12 protein-coding genes and 1 riboswitch are annotated in these 16240 nt (G+C 44.8%); of the genes, 11 read left to right on the top strand and 1 reads right to left on the bottom strand.

The features are described from left to right. Positions 1-33 precede the first annotated feature (33 nt). From cimA to ACZ5Q0_RS04040, 3 genes are all read left to right on the top strand, one after another. Positions 34-1647 (top strand): citramalate synthase, encoded by a 1614-nt coding sequence (cimA, locus tag ACZ5Q0_RS04050; protein ID WP_447182745.1) that lies wholly within the window; start codon positions 34-36, stop codon positions 1645-1647. Between the two features lie 286 nt (positions 1648-1933). Next, positions 1934-2251 carry a hypothetical protein gene (locus ACZ5Q0_RS04045; protein ID WP_446819231.1) on the top strand — a complete coding sequence of 106 codons (318 nt, stop codon included), beginning with the start codon at positions 1934-1936 and terminating at the stop codon, positions 2249-2251. A 256-nt stretch (positions 2252-2507) separates the two neighbouring features. Next, the gene (locus tag ACZ5Q0_RS04040) at positions 2508-3575 is read left to right on the top strand and encodes a sugar phosphate nucleotidyltransferase (RefSeq protein ID WP_447182744.1); all 1068 of its coding nucleotides are present in this window, start codon (positions 2508-2510) and stop codon (positions 3573-3575) included. 188 nt (positions 3576-3763) lie between these two features. Here the strand turns inward: ACZ5Q0_RS04040 and ACZ5Q0_RS04035 are convergent, their stop codons facing one another. Beyond that, positions 3764-4321, bottom strand: a complete 558-nt coding sequence (locus ACZ5Q0_RS04035) for a hypothetical protein (RefSeq protein WP_447182743.1) — start codon at positions 4319-4321, stop codon at positions 3764-3766. A 91-nt stretch (positions 4322-4412) separates the two neighbouring features. Here ACZ5Q0_RS04035 and ACZ5Q0_RS04030 point away from each other — a divergent pair, with 91 nt between their 5' ends. The 8 genes from ACZ5Q0_RS04030 (at position 4413) to ACZ5Q0_RS03995 (ending at position 16222) form a co-directional block, all read left to right on the top strand. Further along, positions 4413-5660 carry a BaiN/RdsA family NAD(P)/FAD-dependent oxidoreductase gene (locus ACZ5Q0_RS04030; protein WP_447182742.1) on the top strand — a complete coding sequence of 416 codons (1248 nt, stop codon included), beginning with the start codon at positions 4413-4415 and terminating at the stop codon, positions 5658-5660. Positions 5661-5907: 247 nt separating this feature from the next. Beyond that, positions 5908-6091, top strand: a riboswitch (cobalamin riboswitch). A gap of 106 nt (positions 6092-6197) precedes the next feature. Continuing rightward, the gene (locus ACZ5Q0_RS04025) at positions 6198-8921 is read left to right on the top strand and encodes an S-layer homology domain-containing protein (protein ID WP_447182741.1); all 2724 of its coding nucleotides are present in this window, start codon (positions 6198-6200) and stop codon (positions 8919-8921) included. Position 8922: 1 nt separating this feature from the next. Further along, on the top strand, positions 8923-10035 hold the full coding sequence (locus ACZ5Q0_RS04020; RefSeq protein WP_447182740.1) for a DUF4430 domain-containing protein: 1113 nt from the start codon (positions 8923-8925) through the stop codon (positions 10033-10035). A 108-nt stretch (positions 10036-10143) separates the two neighbouring features. After that, a complete protein-coding gene (locus ACZ5Q0_RS04015; protein ID WP_464827284.1) occupies positions 10144-10971 on the top strand; it encodes an energy-coupling factor transporter transmembrane component T in 828 nt (275 codons plus the stop codon). Further along, a complete protein-coding gene (locus tag ACZ5Q0_RS04010) occupies positions 10959-12656 on the top strand; it encodes an ABC transporter ATP-binding protein (protein WP_464827258.1) in 1698 nt (565 codons plus the stop codon). Before ACZ5Q0_RS04015 ends, ACZ5Q0_RS04010 begins: the two co-directional genes overlap by 13 nt. A 171-nt stretch (positions 12657-12827) precedes the next feature. Further along, entirely contained in the window at positions 12828-14411 is a 1584-nt protein-coding gene (locus ACZ5Q0_RS04005) for an S-layer homology domain-containing protein (RefSeq protein ID WP_447182737.1), read from the top strand. A gap of 12 nt (positions 14412-14423) precedes the next feature. Further along, positions 14424-15110 (top strand): ECF transporter S component, encoded by a 687-nt coding sequence (locus ACZ5Q0_RS04000; protein ID WP_447182736.1) that lies wholly within the window; start codon positions 14424-14426, stop codon positions 15108-15110. A gap of 230 nt (positions 15111-15340) precedes the next feature. Beyond that, positions 15341-16222 carry an AAA family ATPase gene (locus ACZ5Q0_RS03995; RefSeq protein WP_447182735.1) on the top strand — a complete coding sequence of 294 codons (882 nt, stop codon included), beginning with the start codon at positions 15341-15343 and terminating at the stop codon, positions 16220-16222. The last annotated feature ends 18 nt before the right edge of the window (positions 16223-16240 follow it).

Here is a 16240-nt window from a genome sequence, read left to right as displayed (position 1 = left end):
TAGTTAAAGAGAAGACTCTGGGAAAGGATTTTGATGAAAAAGGAGGAGGAAGGTATTGGGGATACAACGCTAGATGTTCTAATCTATGACACAACTCTTAGAGATGGATCCCAGGGAGAAGGAATATCCTTTTCCCTGGATGATAAATTAAAAATTGCTCAGAAGCTTGATATTCTCGGTGTAACTTATATTGAAGGCGGGTGGCCAGGTAGTAACCCCAAGGATCTAGAGTTCTTCAAGGCTATCCGGCAAAAGGAGTTACAGCATGCCCGGCTGACTGCATTTAGTTCCACCCGCAGGCCGAATATTACGGTTAAGCAGGATAGTAATCTTCAGGCACTAATGGATGCGGGGGTTTCTACTGCTACTATATTTGGTAAAACATGGGATTTCCACGTATTAAGGGCCCTGGAAACCAGCTTAAATGAAAATCTTAATATGATCCGGGAAACGATAGCCTATTTAAAAGACCGAAACCTGGAAATTATATTTGATGCCGAACATTTTTTTGATGGTTATAAAAACAATGCCGAATATGCAATTCAAGTACTGGGAACAGCTGCTGAAGCCGGGGCGGACTGGCTGGTACTATGTGATACTAATGGTGGTACTATGCCTTGGGAAATCGAAGATATTGTTAACCGGGTCCGGCAGATTACCGATGCACCTTTGGGTATTCATGCTCATAATGATTCAGGCTGTGCGGTAAGCAGTTCGCTGATAGCTGTGCTTAATGGCTGTACTCAGGTGCAGGGTACTATGAATGGTTATGGTGAGCGGTGTGGTAATGCTGATCTAGGTTCTATAATACCTAATCTGGAACTTAAAATGAAGAAATCATGTCTACCGGAGGGGAACCTGAAGTATATTAGTGAAGTTTCCCATTATATTAGTGAGGTAGCTAATATGCCTCACCATAACAACCAGCCATTTGTAGGTTATGGTGCCTTTGCCCATAAGGGGGGAATACACGTAAGTGCCCTTTTGAAGGATCCCCTGACCTATGAACACATTAATCCTGAGGAAGTAGGTAATCACCGTCGGGTTCTGGTTTCAGAGTTATCCGGTTTATCAAACCTCCTGTATAAAGCCCGGGAGCTGAATATTGATATTAATAGCTATGATGCCGAAACTAGACGAGTGATCAAAAAGATTAAGGAATTGGAAAACGAAGGATTTCAGTTTGAGGGGGCGGATGCTTCTTTAGAACTATTTTTAAGGAAAGCTTTTGGTCAATATGAGGATTTTTTCCAGCTTAAAAATCTTAAAATTATACTGGAAAAGAGTGAGGATGAAGAAATAACGGCGGAAGCCATGATAAAGGTTACGGTGGGGGAACAGGTATTTCATACTGCGGCCGAAGGTGATGGTCCGGTTAATGCGCTGGATAATTCATTACGTAAGGCCCTTACTGAGGTGTATCCGGAAATTAAAGAAATGCACCTGACTGATTATAAAGTAAGGGTTCTTAATGGTAATGATGGTACAGCTGCTAAAGTAAGAGTACTCATTGAATCAGCTGATTCGACCAGCAAGTGGAGTACGGTAGGTGTATCCGAAAATATTATTGAAGCCTCATGGCAGGCGATTGTGGATAGTATCAATTATCTATTACTGACACGTTCAGCCCAGCGTTCATTAGTATAAAATCTATTTTCAATGCCTCCCGGTGGTATAACCAGGAGGCATTTTATATATCTACCAGGTTATACCTCGATAGTTTTCGCCTGGCTCAAGATACATTGGCCCATGGGATTTACCATGGTGGTGAACTATTATATATGACAAAATTCCTATAATATAGAGGAATTTTGTCATTGACGACCGACCGCTTGTCAATTAGAATAGGTAAGTGTTGGAAATAATGGCAACAAGGTTTATTGTTGCGAAAAAAAGATTACTAAGTTAATAAAGGGAAAGGGTAGAGGGGATCATGAGGGGACCTAGCCTGGAAAACAATTGTTACCGGGCCATTCTTGCACAGGTTAATTATCTGGATAGTATTTATCAGCAAAGGCATCGGGTAAAGGACCTGTATGAAGAACTGACCGAGTTAGCATTTTATATGATGGTAGATGATAATAAACAGGTAATTAAAGGCATTGATCAGATGAAAGATACCGTATGTGAATTAGAGCAGACTAATACCTGCCAGCCAGGTGATACTGTACCTTTTGTTTTGGGGGAGCTTAAAACCCATTTAGATTTTTTGCGGATGGAATACACCAACAAATTTAAAAATATTATTTAAAAGCTGCTGGTTAAAACCTCTTTAATGAGGATGGTTTTTAATTCTTAGTTAGCGGGATTTTTCCTTGCCCATGTCGGTCCGGATAAATGATAAGTGAGTTAATTATTCCGTTATTATTAGCATAATACCTGGGTAAGGTTGCAAGTACTGACCATTAGTATGGGGATACTTATCCCGGCTCCTTTTTAAAAGGATGACGGCAGGTGGATAAGAATGGTATATTTATTAATAAAGTGTCAAATGGGGGGGAGTTTTTATGAAAGCAATGATTATGGCAGCCGGAGTTGGTTCCAGGCTTATGCCTTTAACTATCGATATTCCCAAACCCATGATTCCCATGGCTAATCAACCGCTTATGAAGAATATAGTTAACTTGTTGGCCGAACACGGTTTTAACCAGCTTATAGCTAATCTGCACTATCATGCTCCGGTAATCGCCGGGTATTTTGGTAATGGTAGTAGTGCCGGGGTATCTATGCTTTATTCACGTGAGGATGAACTGCTAGGAACTGCTGGTGGAGTAAAAAATTGTGAATGGTTTTTAGATGATACTTTTGTAGTAGTTAGTGGTGATGCCCTAACTGATGTGGATCTTACTGCACTAGTAAAGACCCATAGGGAAAAGGGGGCTTTAGCTACCATAGCCGTAAAGGAAGTTGAAGAAGTAGAGCATTTCGGGGTAGTTATAAGTGACGAGAACGGTAAAATCAAGCGTTTCCAGGAAAAACCCCGTCCTGAGGAAGCTTTAAGCCATGAAGCCAATACCGGTATTTATGTTTTTGAACCGGAAATTTTCAAATACATACCAACCCGGCAGTTTTATGATTTTGGCAAACAGGTATTTCCCCATCTGGTTAAAACTGCCGCACCATTTTATGCAGTGCCTATAGAAGATTATTGGTGTGATGTCGGAAATATTGATACTTATCGTCAGGCCCACCATGATATTTTACAGGGCCGGGTTAAGGTGAAAGTGCGGGGAATGAGGCGGGATTATCCTGGAGCCAGGGTTCTGCTGGGTGAAAATACCCGCCTAGAGGAAGGGGTACAATTCCATGGTGATGTAGTGGTAGGAGCCGGCTGTCATATAAAAACAGGTGCTGTATTGGAAAATTGTGTTATTTGGGATCAGGCCTTAATAAAAGAACAGGCCGTGTTAAAAAACTGTGTCTTAGGGTCCAAGAGCGAGGTGGGGTATAAATCCCGGGTAAATAATGGGGCTGTCATTGCCAGCCATTGTGTAATCGGTAATAATGTAGAAATTTCAGCCGGTCAAAAGGTTTTCCCCCATCCTGATGAGGAAACTAAGATGGAACAGGGATAGGATCAGCCCTCTATTCAGATCTAGATCATAGTTGGGGCTTAAGAAATCGCCAGAAGGATAAGATTAACTAACTAAACCATAATCTATTTTTCAAAAAGAGATTTAGATATTACTACCTGGAGAATATTCTAAATTTCATCCAGAATAAAAAAGGAGGACTCCGGAAGAGTCCTCCTTTTCCGTGCTTATTACTTGGTTTCGACCAAGTTTTTAAAACTTTGATCCATAGCTTCTAGATCACTATCCGGAATAGACTTGATAATTTCAGCATTGATCGGACTCATACTGTAAATTCGGTATTCATCCTTTTCTTTAATCAGGATAGCCATTTCCATTCCCAGGCTTTTGCCATCTTCTTCAAAGGAATAGGCGACCAGGGCACTGTTAGGCTTCTGGCGGGTATAATCAGGTAAAATTGTGATAGCTAGATTTTGCGGTAATTCATTCGATTTCTCAATATCGGTAATGACCTTAGCGATGTCATTTTCAACCTGGTCCCTTTGTTCCAGGAGCTGTGCCGGTGAGGATGACATATACTGGGGCAAAAACTGGACCGACCAAAAAACACTCAGATGACTGGCTACAGTATCAAAATCACGCTGAAAATAGGCCTGGTAAAAGTCTTCCACTACTTTTTCCGGGTTGGAGATATCAACAAATGCGGCATAATAGTACATAGCAGCCAGTAGTACTATAATAATGACATAAATAGGTTTAGGGACACCTTTGGGTGTTGAATAACTCAAACTGGTAACCTCCGTTCATTTGGAACACTATATGAATACGATTGTAGCAGATTTATTTTTTGGAAACAATGCAAAGTCAAGGAGGCCTATAATGACAGTTTTAGTTGTCGGCGCTGGTCCTGCCGGCCTTATGGCAGCTGCGGTAGCTGCCCAGGCAGGGGCGCAGGTGCTGCTATTAGAAAAGAAAAATTCTCCCGGCCGTAAATTAAAAATCACTGGTAAAGGACGCTGTAATATAACCTCTGCTCTAGAGGGGGAGCTTTTTATGGGGGGATATGCCGGCAATGGCCGCTTCCTTTATAGTGCCCTACAGCAATTTACCAGCCGGGACTTGATGGAGTTTTTTACCTCCCGGGGGCTTGAACTAAAGGTAGAGCGGGGGCAAAGGGTATTCCCGGTTACAGATAATGCCGATGATGTACTGCGGATTCTGCTTGATAACGCTATTAAAAGCGGGGTTAAAATAATGACCTCTCATCCGGTCCAAAGCATTCTGGCTGAGGAAGGTCGGGTTAAGGGGGTTATGACCGGGACAGATAGCCTTATGGGAGATGCGGTTGTTATTGCTACTGGTGGTTTGTCTTATCCAGGGACAGGTTCAACTGGAGATGGTTATGGCTGGGCCCGGGATCTGGGCCACAGGATTATAGAGCCGCGTCCAGGACTAGTTCCGCTGGTCTGTGCCGAGGAATGGGTAAAAGAACTGCAGGGGTTAAGCCTGAAAAATGTAAAGGCTAGTGCCTATTCTTTTCGGGGCCAGAAAATCAATGAAGATTTCGGGGAAATGCTCTTTACCCATTTTGGGGTGTCTGGACCTATTATCCTCAGTATGAGCCGGGATATAGGCGATCACTTGATAAAAGATAAAAAAGTAAAACTGAGCATTGATTTAAAGCCTGCTCTTACTGAAGAGCAATTGGACAGCCGCCTGCAGCGCGATTTATACCGCTATAGCCGGCGGCAATTTAAAAACTCGCTAGATGATCTATTACCACGTAAACTTATTCCCGTAATGATAAAGCTAAGCCAGATAGATCCGGAAAAACCTACTCACCAGGTTACCCGTCAGGAGCGGCACCGGTTAGTAGAGTTATTTAAAGGATTGGCAATTAGTATAGTTGCTACCCGCCCGGTAGCCGAAGCTATTGTTACGGCAGGAGGAGTAGCCGTAAAAGAGGTTAACCCTGGTACCATGGAATCCCGCCTAGTTAAAGGGCTTTATTTTGCCGGGGAGATATTAGATGTGGATGGCTATACAGGAGGATTCAATCTGCAGGCGGCCTTTTCTACCGGTTATGTAGCTGGAAAACATGCGGCCATTACCGATTTGGCCCCCTAGTGTTTATTGCCGGAGTTGGTTTAGTAGTAAGTAAAAAGGTACTATAGGGTATAGATTTTACCTTATTTAGCTGGGACAAGTTCCGCAGCCTTATTAAATCTTAAGATGCTTAAACCCCGGCACTTTTTGGATTTATTTGCCAAAGGATATTTTAAGTGCTATACTACGCGTAAAGTTCTGGCAATATCATCATTATCCTCATGTCCTTTATTATAGAAGGGATGAGGATAATATACCAATAAAAACCTAATATAATGTTTCCTCCGGTAGCAGTATAACTGCTTTAATAGGGAAAGCGGTGAAAACCCGCTGCAGTTCCCCCTACTGTAAAGGTGACGAAATCTGGACAGACCACTGGGTAATTTACCTGGGAAGGTGCAGAGAGTAGGATGAACCTGAGCCAGGAGACCTGCCGGCAGGAAGTTTGCTTACTAACTTCTGGGGATAAGAAGGGAGGAACAGGGATGGTAATGAATAGATCGCCTGGTTGCCTGGATAGTTAGTCCAGGTTTTATTTTTTTTAAGGGAGGATTACAGGTGATATATAAACCATTTACATTATTAACTAAAAGAAACAGAAGGAAACCAGGATTGATTCTGCTGATTGTGCTCTTGCTATGTTCATTTTTTAGCGGGGTAGCAGTTGCTAACGATGGTATGACTGGAAATGTTTTAGCCGAGCAGGCCATGCAGAATCAATATGGACTATATCAGAATGGGGTACCGGTTGACAGCCAGTGGGGTAATTTAGGAGCCTATGATGCATACATATTAACTTTAAACGGGGTCAATCCGGATGTTTGGATGATAAATGGGCGGAGTCTAAAACAAAGTGTTTTAGACTTAATGGATAAAAGTTTAGCCCATGGTCAGGAAAAGGTAACCGGATGGTCGGGCACTGAAGTTTATGCCTGTTCAGCGCAAAAGATAGCCCAGGAATACCTGACTGCCCAAAGCTGGGGGGAGGTTGAACGGGCTAATGCTCTTCTAAAGATACTGAAAGAGCGGCAGCAAATCTCTGGAGACGGCTGGTTTGATGGTAATGAGTTTAGCGATTTACCAGCCTTAGAAGCATTGGGACAGGCTGGTGGTATAAAGGATATTATGGTAGCTGATGCGGTATATGCTGTTGTAAAAGCCCAGGACCTGAATAGCGGGGCCTGGTCAGTTACCTGGAATGATTTTATGGCTACGGCTCAGGCGGTTCGGGTTCTGCATTATTTAAAACCTCTGGCCGGGGAGCAGCAGGAAGGGATTCAGGCTGCCATTAACCGGGGATTGAATTGGCTTAAGGACCACCAGCAGGAAGATGGAAGTTTTCAGGATGAGGGCGGATTTGATGATCCTTTATTAGATACTGGTGAAGTCGTTCAAACCCTTATTCTCTTGGGAATCGACCCCAACACCTGGTGTAGGAGCGGTAATAGTCCCCTGGACTATATCAAATATGGAGCTATGGAGCCGGATGGGACTTTTGGCAGTGGTGGTAATGTTCAGGATAATACCTGTATGCTCAATATTAGCCGTTGGTTAGGAATTTCTCTGCCAGAAGATCTGGTGCTTAACCTTAACCTTCAACCGGATGAATTACAGTTAACCAGGGGACAAAGCGGTCAGATTAAGGTGCAGGCCTTTCAATTGAATGGAGTCAGTGCAGATGTTACTGGTCAGGTGCAATGGGAAGTTGAAGACTCCAGTACTGCTGAAGTTGATAATCAGGGTATGGTTAATACTATAGCATCTGGCCGTACCAGCATCAGGGCTAGTTATGGCGGGTTAACTGCTTCAGTACCTGTACAGGTTAACCAGTCATCTGGCGGGGCTACCACCAGCTATAGTCTTTACCTATCTGTAACTGGTGATTCCGGAACTATATTGGGAAAACAGGCCTGGTCATGGACGGGGAAATCCCCCACTGTATTAGAGGTTTTGGAAGCAGTTCTCAGGGATAACGGTATCGACTATCAGATTGATGGGGGATATGTAAAAAGTATAGGAGGATTATTCCATCAGAAACCCGGCTATCCTATGAGCGGGTGGAAATACCGGGTAAATGGGGAGGATGCTGCTAAGGGAGCTTCTCTGTACCAGGTACAAGATGGAGATAGGATAGAATGGTACTATACATTAGATTATACCCGGGATGCTGATTATTCAGATAACCAGGCTGTTAAAAAGGAAGCAGATAAAAAACTGGATACTGATAAAGTAACCCATAAATTACAACAGTACCAGGTAGAGCTGAAAAACACAAAAGATCTAATGACCTTTGTAAACAACCTGCCTCTTTCTCTGGAACAAAGGTCCAAGCTTCACCAGGATTTTTCTGCTCATCAGGTGCAGATCAATAAGCAGATCAAACCTGAGGTTGAGACTGTGCTGACTGATGAGTTAGAGGAAGTGATACTTCTGATTCCAGCGGGGGCCACCGGGGAAACTTGGCAGGCCAGTATTAAGGAACTGGATAAAAACCAGGAACCAGGTCAGTTTGCAGTTATTACCAGGTCACCTGTATACCGGTTTGAGCCTTCTGGCCAGCAATTTAAACAGCCGGTAACTATTAGTTTACCATTGGATATGGCTGCCTATAATTATCTTGACAAGCTGGCGGTGGCCAGGTTTGATAATACGGAAAGAAAATGGAAAACTATACCCGGAATTATTGACCTGCAAGCAGGAAGAGCCTTTTTCCATACTGATTATTTTTCCGATTTTGCACTGGTGCAAAGGCCGGATCGGCTGGAATTCCCTGATTTATCAGAGGATTTTGACTGGGCTCGTGATGCGGTAGAGATCCTGGCTGGACAGGGTATCATCCAGGGAACGGGTTCTGGTTTTGAACCGGGGCGTTTGGTTAACCGAGGGGAATTTATCCAGATAGTGACTAAATCCCGGGGTATAGAGTGCAGTACATCAGAGCAGGTGTTTAGTGATGTGTCTGATGGGCATTGGGTAGCACCTGCAGCGACAGCGGCTTATGGCCATGGTCTAATAGCTGGTTATCCTGATGGCAGCTTTAAACCGGATCAGCCGATTAGCAGGGCCGAGGTTGCGGCTATTCTTTCCCGGGCAGCGGGCAGAGAGGATTTAGCTAATGGGGAAACTGGTGTTCCGCTGGACTGGGCTAAAAAAGCCTTAAAGTGGGCTTATGAGCAGGAAATCATAGCCAGTAGTTCGGGAATAGACGTGAATCGGGCTCAGGCAGCTACTGCTGTTTACAATTGGCTTAACCTTCTGCCGCAAAACAGTTGGGAGGAATAAAATGAGAAAATGGTTTACGGCTATATGTTTAGGGTTATGGATGCTAACTAGTGTTTTAGGATGTGGTGGAACGCTTCCTGCCCCTGATCGTCAAGCTACTGCGGTCAGTCAGTCAAGAGTTCAGAAAACCGGGATAAATGATGGGGCCGCTAAAAAAGCAGCCTTATCTAGTCAGCAGCCGCTATCAGATTCAAGGGCTCCTAATAACCCGGGAGCAGTTGGTGAAAAAGACAAATCGGCCGGGTTATCCCAGTCGGTAGATACTTTTCATCTGGTAGTAACCCGTGATTTTGGGGCGGAAACTTTATTTAACCAGCGCCTGGAAATCAGCGGTGGGGATAGTTTGATGGAAATCATGGATGCTGAGCTTAATCTGGACACCCGGTTTGGAGGCAGTTTTGTCAGCAGTATTAACGGTCTGGGCAACACATCAGGCGCTCAGGGCGGTGGTCCAAAAGACTGGTTCTTCTATATTAATGGTATATGTAGTGCTAAAGGAGCCAACGATTACCAGGTGCGCTCCGGGGATGTAATCTGGTGGGATTATCACGGTTGGTCCTATGGGCCGGGTATACCAGCGGTCATAGGCTCTTTTCCCGAACCGTTCCGGCATGGTTTTAACGGCCGCCGGGGGGCTACTACTATAATGTATATTGACAATGGCCAGGCTGGAGCGGAAAAGTTAGCCATGGCTCTGCGCAGTTCAGGAGTGAGTAGTGTAGAGGTTAAAAAGGCTAGTGAGGAAGCTCTTAAGAGCCGTTCTGGTCCGGTGATAATGGTAGGTACCTGGCCGGAATTGAAAACGATTAATTATTTAAATACTTTAAATGACTCTTATCGCAAAACGGGGATGTTTGTCCATTTCCAGCCGGCAGGTCTGGGACTACTTGATGTCCAGGGAAAGGCTGCTCGGGTATGGGAAGGCAGTGCTGGTGTAATTACTGCTACGGCCGGGGGACTAGGGGATGGTAACCCGTTATGGTTGGTAACCGGAACTGATCAGGGAGGACTGGAACAGGCGCTTAGTATTTTAATTAATAATCCCCAAAAGATCCAATTTTGCAATGCAGCGGCGGTTTTATCAGGGGAGGTTATTCCCCTGCCATTACGCTAAATAAGGCCGGACGGAAAGGATAGTTGTAAATTTGATGGATACTGAAAAAGGGAATGAGAAGTTTAAGTGCAACCAAAAGATTTTATTAATCACCTTCATCCCTTGACTATGACGTTTTTTACCTGTGCTATATTTGTTCTGGGATTAGTATTTTCACACCCTTTATATATTCTGGGGTTGTGGCTGGCGGTGATGGCAGTAGCTATTTCCGCCGGTCACCAGCAAACGTTACTGACGGCTTTAAAGTTTTCCCTGGTGATGGCCATTATTATCCTGGCGGTTAATGCACTTTTTTTACCGGCCGGGACTGAATTGGCAGCAATTAACTGGGGAAGGTTTAAACTCCGGGTTACCAGAGAGGCCTTGGCTTATGGGGCTGGTATGAGTTTACGATTATTTCTCCTTATCAGTGTTTTTGCTTTGTTTAACTGTTTAGTGGAGCCGGATCGCCTGCTGGCCCTTACCAGAGGAATCAAAAACAAAACTTTATTAATCATTATTCTGTGCCTGAGATTATTTCCTCTGGTAGTATTAGATTCTCGCCGTATTATAGAGGTGCAGCGCACCCGGGGACTGAAGATAATGCGAGGTAACCTGGTGGAAAGAATCCGGAGTTTAATACCGATTTTTTCGGTACTTTTATTAACCTCTCTGGAGCGTTCCACTCAAATGGCAGAGTGCCTTTATGTCCGGGGGTATGGCAGTGGACCACGCAGCGTTTATCATTTAGAATACTGGCACATAACTGATATAATACTGCTGCTAGTAATAATAGTCGCTTTTATAGGTGGTCTGCTTACAGCAGTTTGGGGTTGGTCTGTATATGATTATTATGCTGTTATACCCCAGGGATTATTGGTACACAGTGGCGCAGCCTGGGGGCTGGCAGCAGTTTTTGCCCTACCAGCCTTGATGAACTGGGGATGGAAAAGTTGATACAATTAGAAATTAACCATTTAACCTATAATTATCCGGACTCAGAGATACCTGCTTTGGACAATGTTAATCTGCAGGTTCAAGCTGGGGATTTTATTTTAATTACCGGAAAATCAGGCAGTGGTAAATCAACTTTACTAAGAGTGTTGGCCGGGCTGGTTCCGGATTTTTATGGGGGCCGTTTAAAAGGTAGTGTACGGTTAGATAATACAGCTTTATCAGATCTAAAGCGGCGGCAACTGGCTAGTAAAATCGGGATCCTGTTTCCAAACCCGGACAGTCAGCTGGTGATGAATCGGGTGGAAAGGGAGCTAGTATTCGGCATGGAAAATATGGGGGTAAATCCCCCATTAATAAAAAGGCGCTTAGTGGAAACAACTTCTGCCCTGGGTTTAACTGAATACCTGGATCGTCCGGTAGCTGAATTATCGGGTGGGGAGAAACAAAAGGTGGCCCTGGCGGGAACACTGATCACCCAGCCGGATATTTTGCTGCTGGATGAACCTATGGCCCAGCTAGACCCAGTAGCGGCTGAGGAGATACTCAGTATTATACGGCGATTAAACGAAGAGACCGGGATAACCATCATCATGACGGAGCAGCGTTTAGACCGCTGTTGCCATATAGCTGATGCGATTGTGGTAATGGAAGCCGGGAAAATTGTTGGCCAGGGAAAAAGCCCAGCCCGGTTAGCCAAATGGGCCATTACTAACAACCCGGCCCTGCTGCCACCCCTGGCCCAGGTTTTTGCCGGGGAGCGGTGGCCGGAAATCCCGGTTACCGTAAAGGAAGGGAGAAGAATTTTAAAATCCCTGGGAACATGGGCTGGGTCCAAGATAGAAGTAATAAGGTCGGTAGAAGTATGCCCCACCGGTCCTCCCATACTGGACATCGACCGGGCTAATTATACTTACCCCGGTGGTGGGCAGGCCCTGACAGATATCAGCCTTAAGGTATGGCCGGGTGATTTTATTGCTATTATGGGAGACAATGGGGCAGGTAAGAGTACCTTGTTAAAACTTATGAATGGACTGTATAGACCTACCCGGGGCCGGGTGATGGTTAATCATATAGATACCCGCAGAGCCGGGGTTGAAGAATTAGCCCCTATAGCCGGCTACCTTTCCCAAAATCCGGGTGATCATCTGTTTTTGCCATCGGTAAGAGAGGAAGTTACCTGGGCCGTAAAAGGAGATCCTGGCAGGGAATCCAGGGTGCAACCGTGGCTAAAGGCTTTTAACCTGCTGGACAAGGCGGATTATAACCCTCGTGATCTAAGTACTGGAGAACAACAGCGAGTGGTACTAGCTTCCATACTAGTGTCGGAACCTAAGTTATTGCTCCTGGATGAACCTACCCGGGGATTAGATTACCAGCTGAAACATGAGCTGGGAGTAATACTGGAGGATCTGGCCCGGCAGGGTACGGCAGTAGTAATGGTTTCCCATGATGTTGATTTTGTGGCAGAACATGCCAGCCGGGTGGCCTGGATGTCCCGGGGCCGGTTAGTGGATGAAGGGAGTAAATACAATGTGCTGGGAGGTTCAAACTTTTATTCGCCTCAGGTAGGACGCCTTTTTAGCCATATAGCCAGCCAGGTTATTACCGTGGAACAAGGACGTCAGGTTTTGCGGCACATTATTAACTCCAGTTCGGAGAAGAGGGGTTTTCAGGAGATCTTATAAGTGGATTACCGGATATAGGTGATACAGTGGAGGATTTACCTGTTTTTCTACGGGGTATTAGTGGATTAAACCGGTTATTCGAAGATTTAGCAGCAGCAGGCTTTCTATCTAGAAAATATCTACTCTGGTTTAGTGGCAATGATTATAACGAAGTAATAAGGAGGAATTTGTGTGGGATTAAAACGGATTGTTCCCGGGCTAGTTGTAGCCATAATGCTGGTATGTTCTATGATACCGCCGGCCTATGGAGAATCTAATGGCCCGGTTGCTAATAGCATTCAGCAGGCGGTAACTTATCTAAAAGGGGTGCAAAATCCAGATGGCGGTTTTCCCTGGCAGGACGGGGATGAAACTAGTGATCCGGTCGCTACTGCCTGGGTAGTTATGGCTTTAAAGGCAGCCGGGGAAGATTCCCAGGGGAATACCTGGACTAAGGAAGGTAAACACCCGGTGGATTATCTGTGCCAAAAAACCCACTTGCTGGAAACCACCTGTGATTATGCCCGCACTGGAATAGCTCTGGCCGGGAAGGACAGTCCGGCTCATCTGTTACAGAAAATAGAATCTTTTCAACAGCCTAATGGGCACTTTAGTCAAACTGCTCTAGGAGAAGACGGTTTTATCAACTCTCACATGTGGTCGATATTAGCCCTACATACTAACGGTGTAAAAATTAGTCATCCGGAAAAGGCTTTACAATGGCTTTTATCCCGGCAAAATGAAGATGGTGGATTTGGCTGGTATGAGAATTTAGATAGTGATGCTGATGACACGGCAGTAGCAGTTCAGGTCATGGCTATTCTAGGTGAGAAGCCGGGTCAATCAACTTCTCTACAAAAGGCCTTAAATTATCTGAAAACATGCCAGCAGGCTGATGGTGGTTTTAATTCCGGTTGGGCTGATCGCCAGTCTAATACTAGTACTAGTGCCTGGGTATTACAAGCTCTGACGGCTGCTGGAGAAGATCCGTATAGTCAGAAGTGGTCAGTTAAAGGTAATAATGTAGTCGATTATTTATTCAGTTGCCAGGATAAATCGGGCTCCTTTCGTTGGATAGCAGGTGAAAAGAGCGCCCCCCTCCAGAGTACTGCCTTTGCTTTATCGGCTCTATCCTCTTTATCGGAAGTATCTTCTCGTTGGCCTGGCCGTAAGGCAGAAGTCAACCCTGATCCCTGGGTGGATAGCACCCGGAAACTGGCGACAGATTCCCAGGTAGAGGACAGGACCAGTCTTTTTTCTGATTTATCCCCAAATCATTGGGCGTATCAGGCTATTGAAGGACTGGCGGTTAACGGAATCGTAAACGGTTACCCGGACAAAACTTTTCGACCTGGTCAATCAGTTAGCCGGGCTGAGTTTACCTGTATGCTGATAGGATCTCTAGGTATAGATGAGTCAGAGAAAACAAATGGGGTGGCTTTCCCGGATGTTAATCACTGGCACTGGGCGGCCAGCTATATAGGGAAAGCTCATCAGGAGGGATATATAACAGGGCGGCCGGAGGGATTATTTGATCCGGATGGATTAATCAGTGGAGCAGAACTGGCATCCATCCTGGTTCGGGTGATAGATCCTGTTACCCAGGACAATCATAACAACCTTCCTTACTGGTATTCCGGTTATGTACAAACTGCTGACCGATGGGGACTGCTGTATCCTGATTTTGATCCTAACCGATCGGCTACGCGAGCTGAATGTGCCTACAGTCTGGCCGCTATTCGCACCATTTATCAAGACCAGGTCCAGCAGCAATAAAAGGAATTGAATATGAATAACAAATTTATAATAGCACTGCTAGGTGCCCTTTTGATTTTGCTGGCTAGTATCATTCCCCACAATCCTTTGTATCAGGCTAACTGGGCCTTACTGACCTCCCTCATTGTGGTTGTGTTGCTGGTTATTATTTTTTGGACCTATGATAAATCATCGCTGGATCTACGGCAGATATCCTTTTTGGGTACTATAGCAGCAGTAGCTGCTGCTTCCCGGGTAGCCTTTGTCGGTATTGCCAGTGTTCAACCAGCTACTTTTATCATTATAATGACTGGATATATTTTTGGCGGCCAGGCTGGTTTCATAACTGGAGCAGTATGTGCCTTAGTATCTAACTTTTTTCTAGGACAGGGTCCCTGGACTCCCTGGCAGATGTTGGCCTGGGGTTTATGTGGATTTATAGCCTCCTGGGTAGGTAAACCAAATCAATTTCGCCTTTTCCCGCTGGCTTTTTTGGGAATATTCTGTGGTTACCTGTTTGGTATGGTCATGAATACCTGGCACTGGGTAGCACTAGTTTATCCCCTTAATATAAAGACATTTCTGGCTACCTATGCTGCCAGCCTTCCCTTCGATACCCTGCATGCGGCAGGCAACCTGGCCTTTGTAATATTTCTGGGCCACCCGGTTTACTCTATTCTATCCCGCTTCAAAACCAAAATGCCCAACATCCCAATCTAAGGAAGCGAGGGGACGGTCCCTTTGCTTCCCTTGGGTGTGAGGGTGTGATTCTGATAAGATGCCGAGAAAACGGAGCAAAAAGATCATCCCCTTTGCTTCCCTCTGGCTTTCACCTGGTTCGCTCCAACAACCCGCTGTTTAGGTGCGGGCGCGTTGACGCTTACTTTTATATTTGCTAGTATTTTAAAAGATTAAGGGGAAAATATTTATGGTTTGGAGGAAAAAATGGAATGGCAGCCAAAAAGGGAATAAGTTATCGGGGTTCATCTGATTACATAGCTTCAGATGAATTAATGAATGGGGTTAATATTGCCATAGCCTTACAAAAACCGTTGCTGATAAAAGGCGAACCTGGCACGGGTAAGACTATGCTGGCCCAGAGTATTGCTGATTCGTTGGGTATGGACCTTTTAATCTGGAACATTAAATCGACCACCAAGGCCCAAGAAGGATTATATGTATATGATACTGTACAGAGGCTCTATGATAGCCAGTTTGGGGATAATGATGTCTCCGATATCAAACGCTATATTAAGCTGGGCAAGATGGGGGAGGCCTTTGTAGCTGATAAACCGGTGGTGTTATTGATTGATGAAATTGATAAGGCGGATTTGGAGTTTCCCAATGACCTATTGTGGGAGCTTGACCAGATGAGTTTTTATATTCCCGAGACCAAGGAAACAATTACTGCGAAGAATCGACCGATTGTAATAATAACCAGTAACGCCGAAAAGGAATTACCGGACGCCTTTTTAAGAAGGTGTATCTTCCACTATATTGCTTTTCCTGATCCAGAAAGTATGGCACGTATAGTATCGGTACACCATCCTAACCTGGAAAAGCATCTTTTGGAGCAGGCTTTGGATACATTTTACATGCTGCGTAATATTCCTAATATTCAGAAGAAGCCTAGTACTAGTGAGTTAATTGACTGGTTACAGGCCCTGGTAGTAGGAGGGGTTAATCCCAATCGCATCAGATCCGAAATACCGTTTTTAGGGGTTCTGCTCAAGAAAAATGAAGATTTGGATACCTTGCTTAATATGCTTCACAATAAGGCTCAATCCCGTAATCAAAATATCAGAAATACCGTTAACCGGTACCGTTATTAACGGTTTTAAGAGGTAACT

It is taken from the genome of Syntrophomonas erecta subsp. sporosyntropha, assembly GCF_055395365.1.
This window is presented reverse-complemented; position numbering and strand designations above follow the sequence as displayed.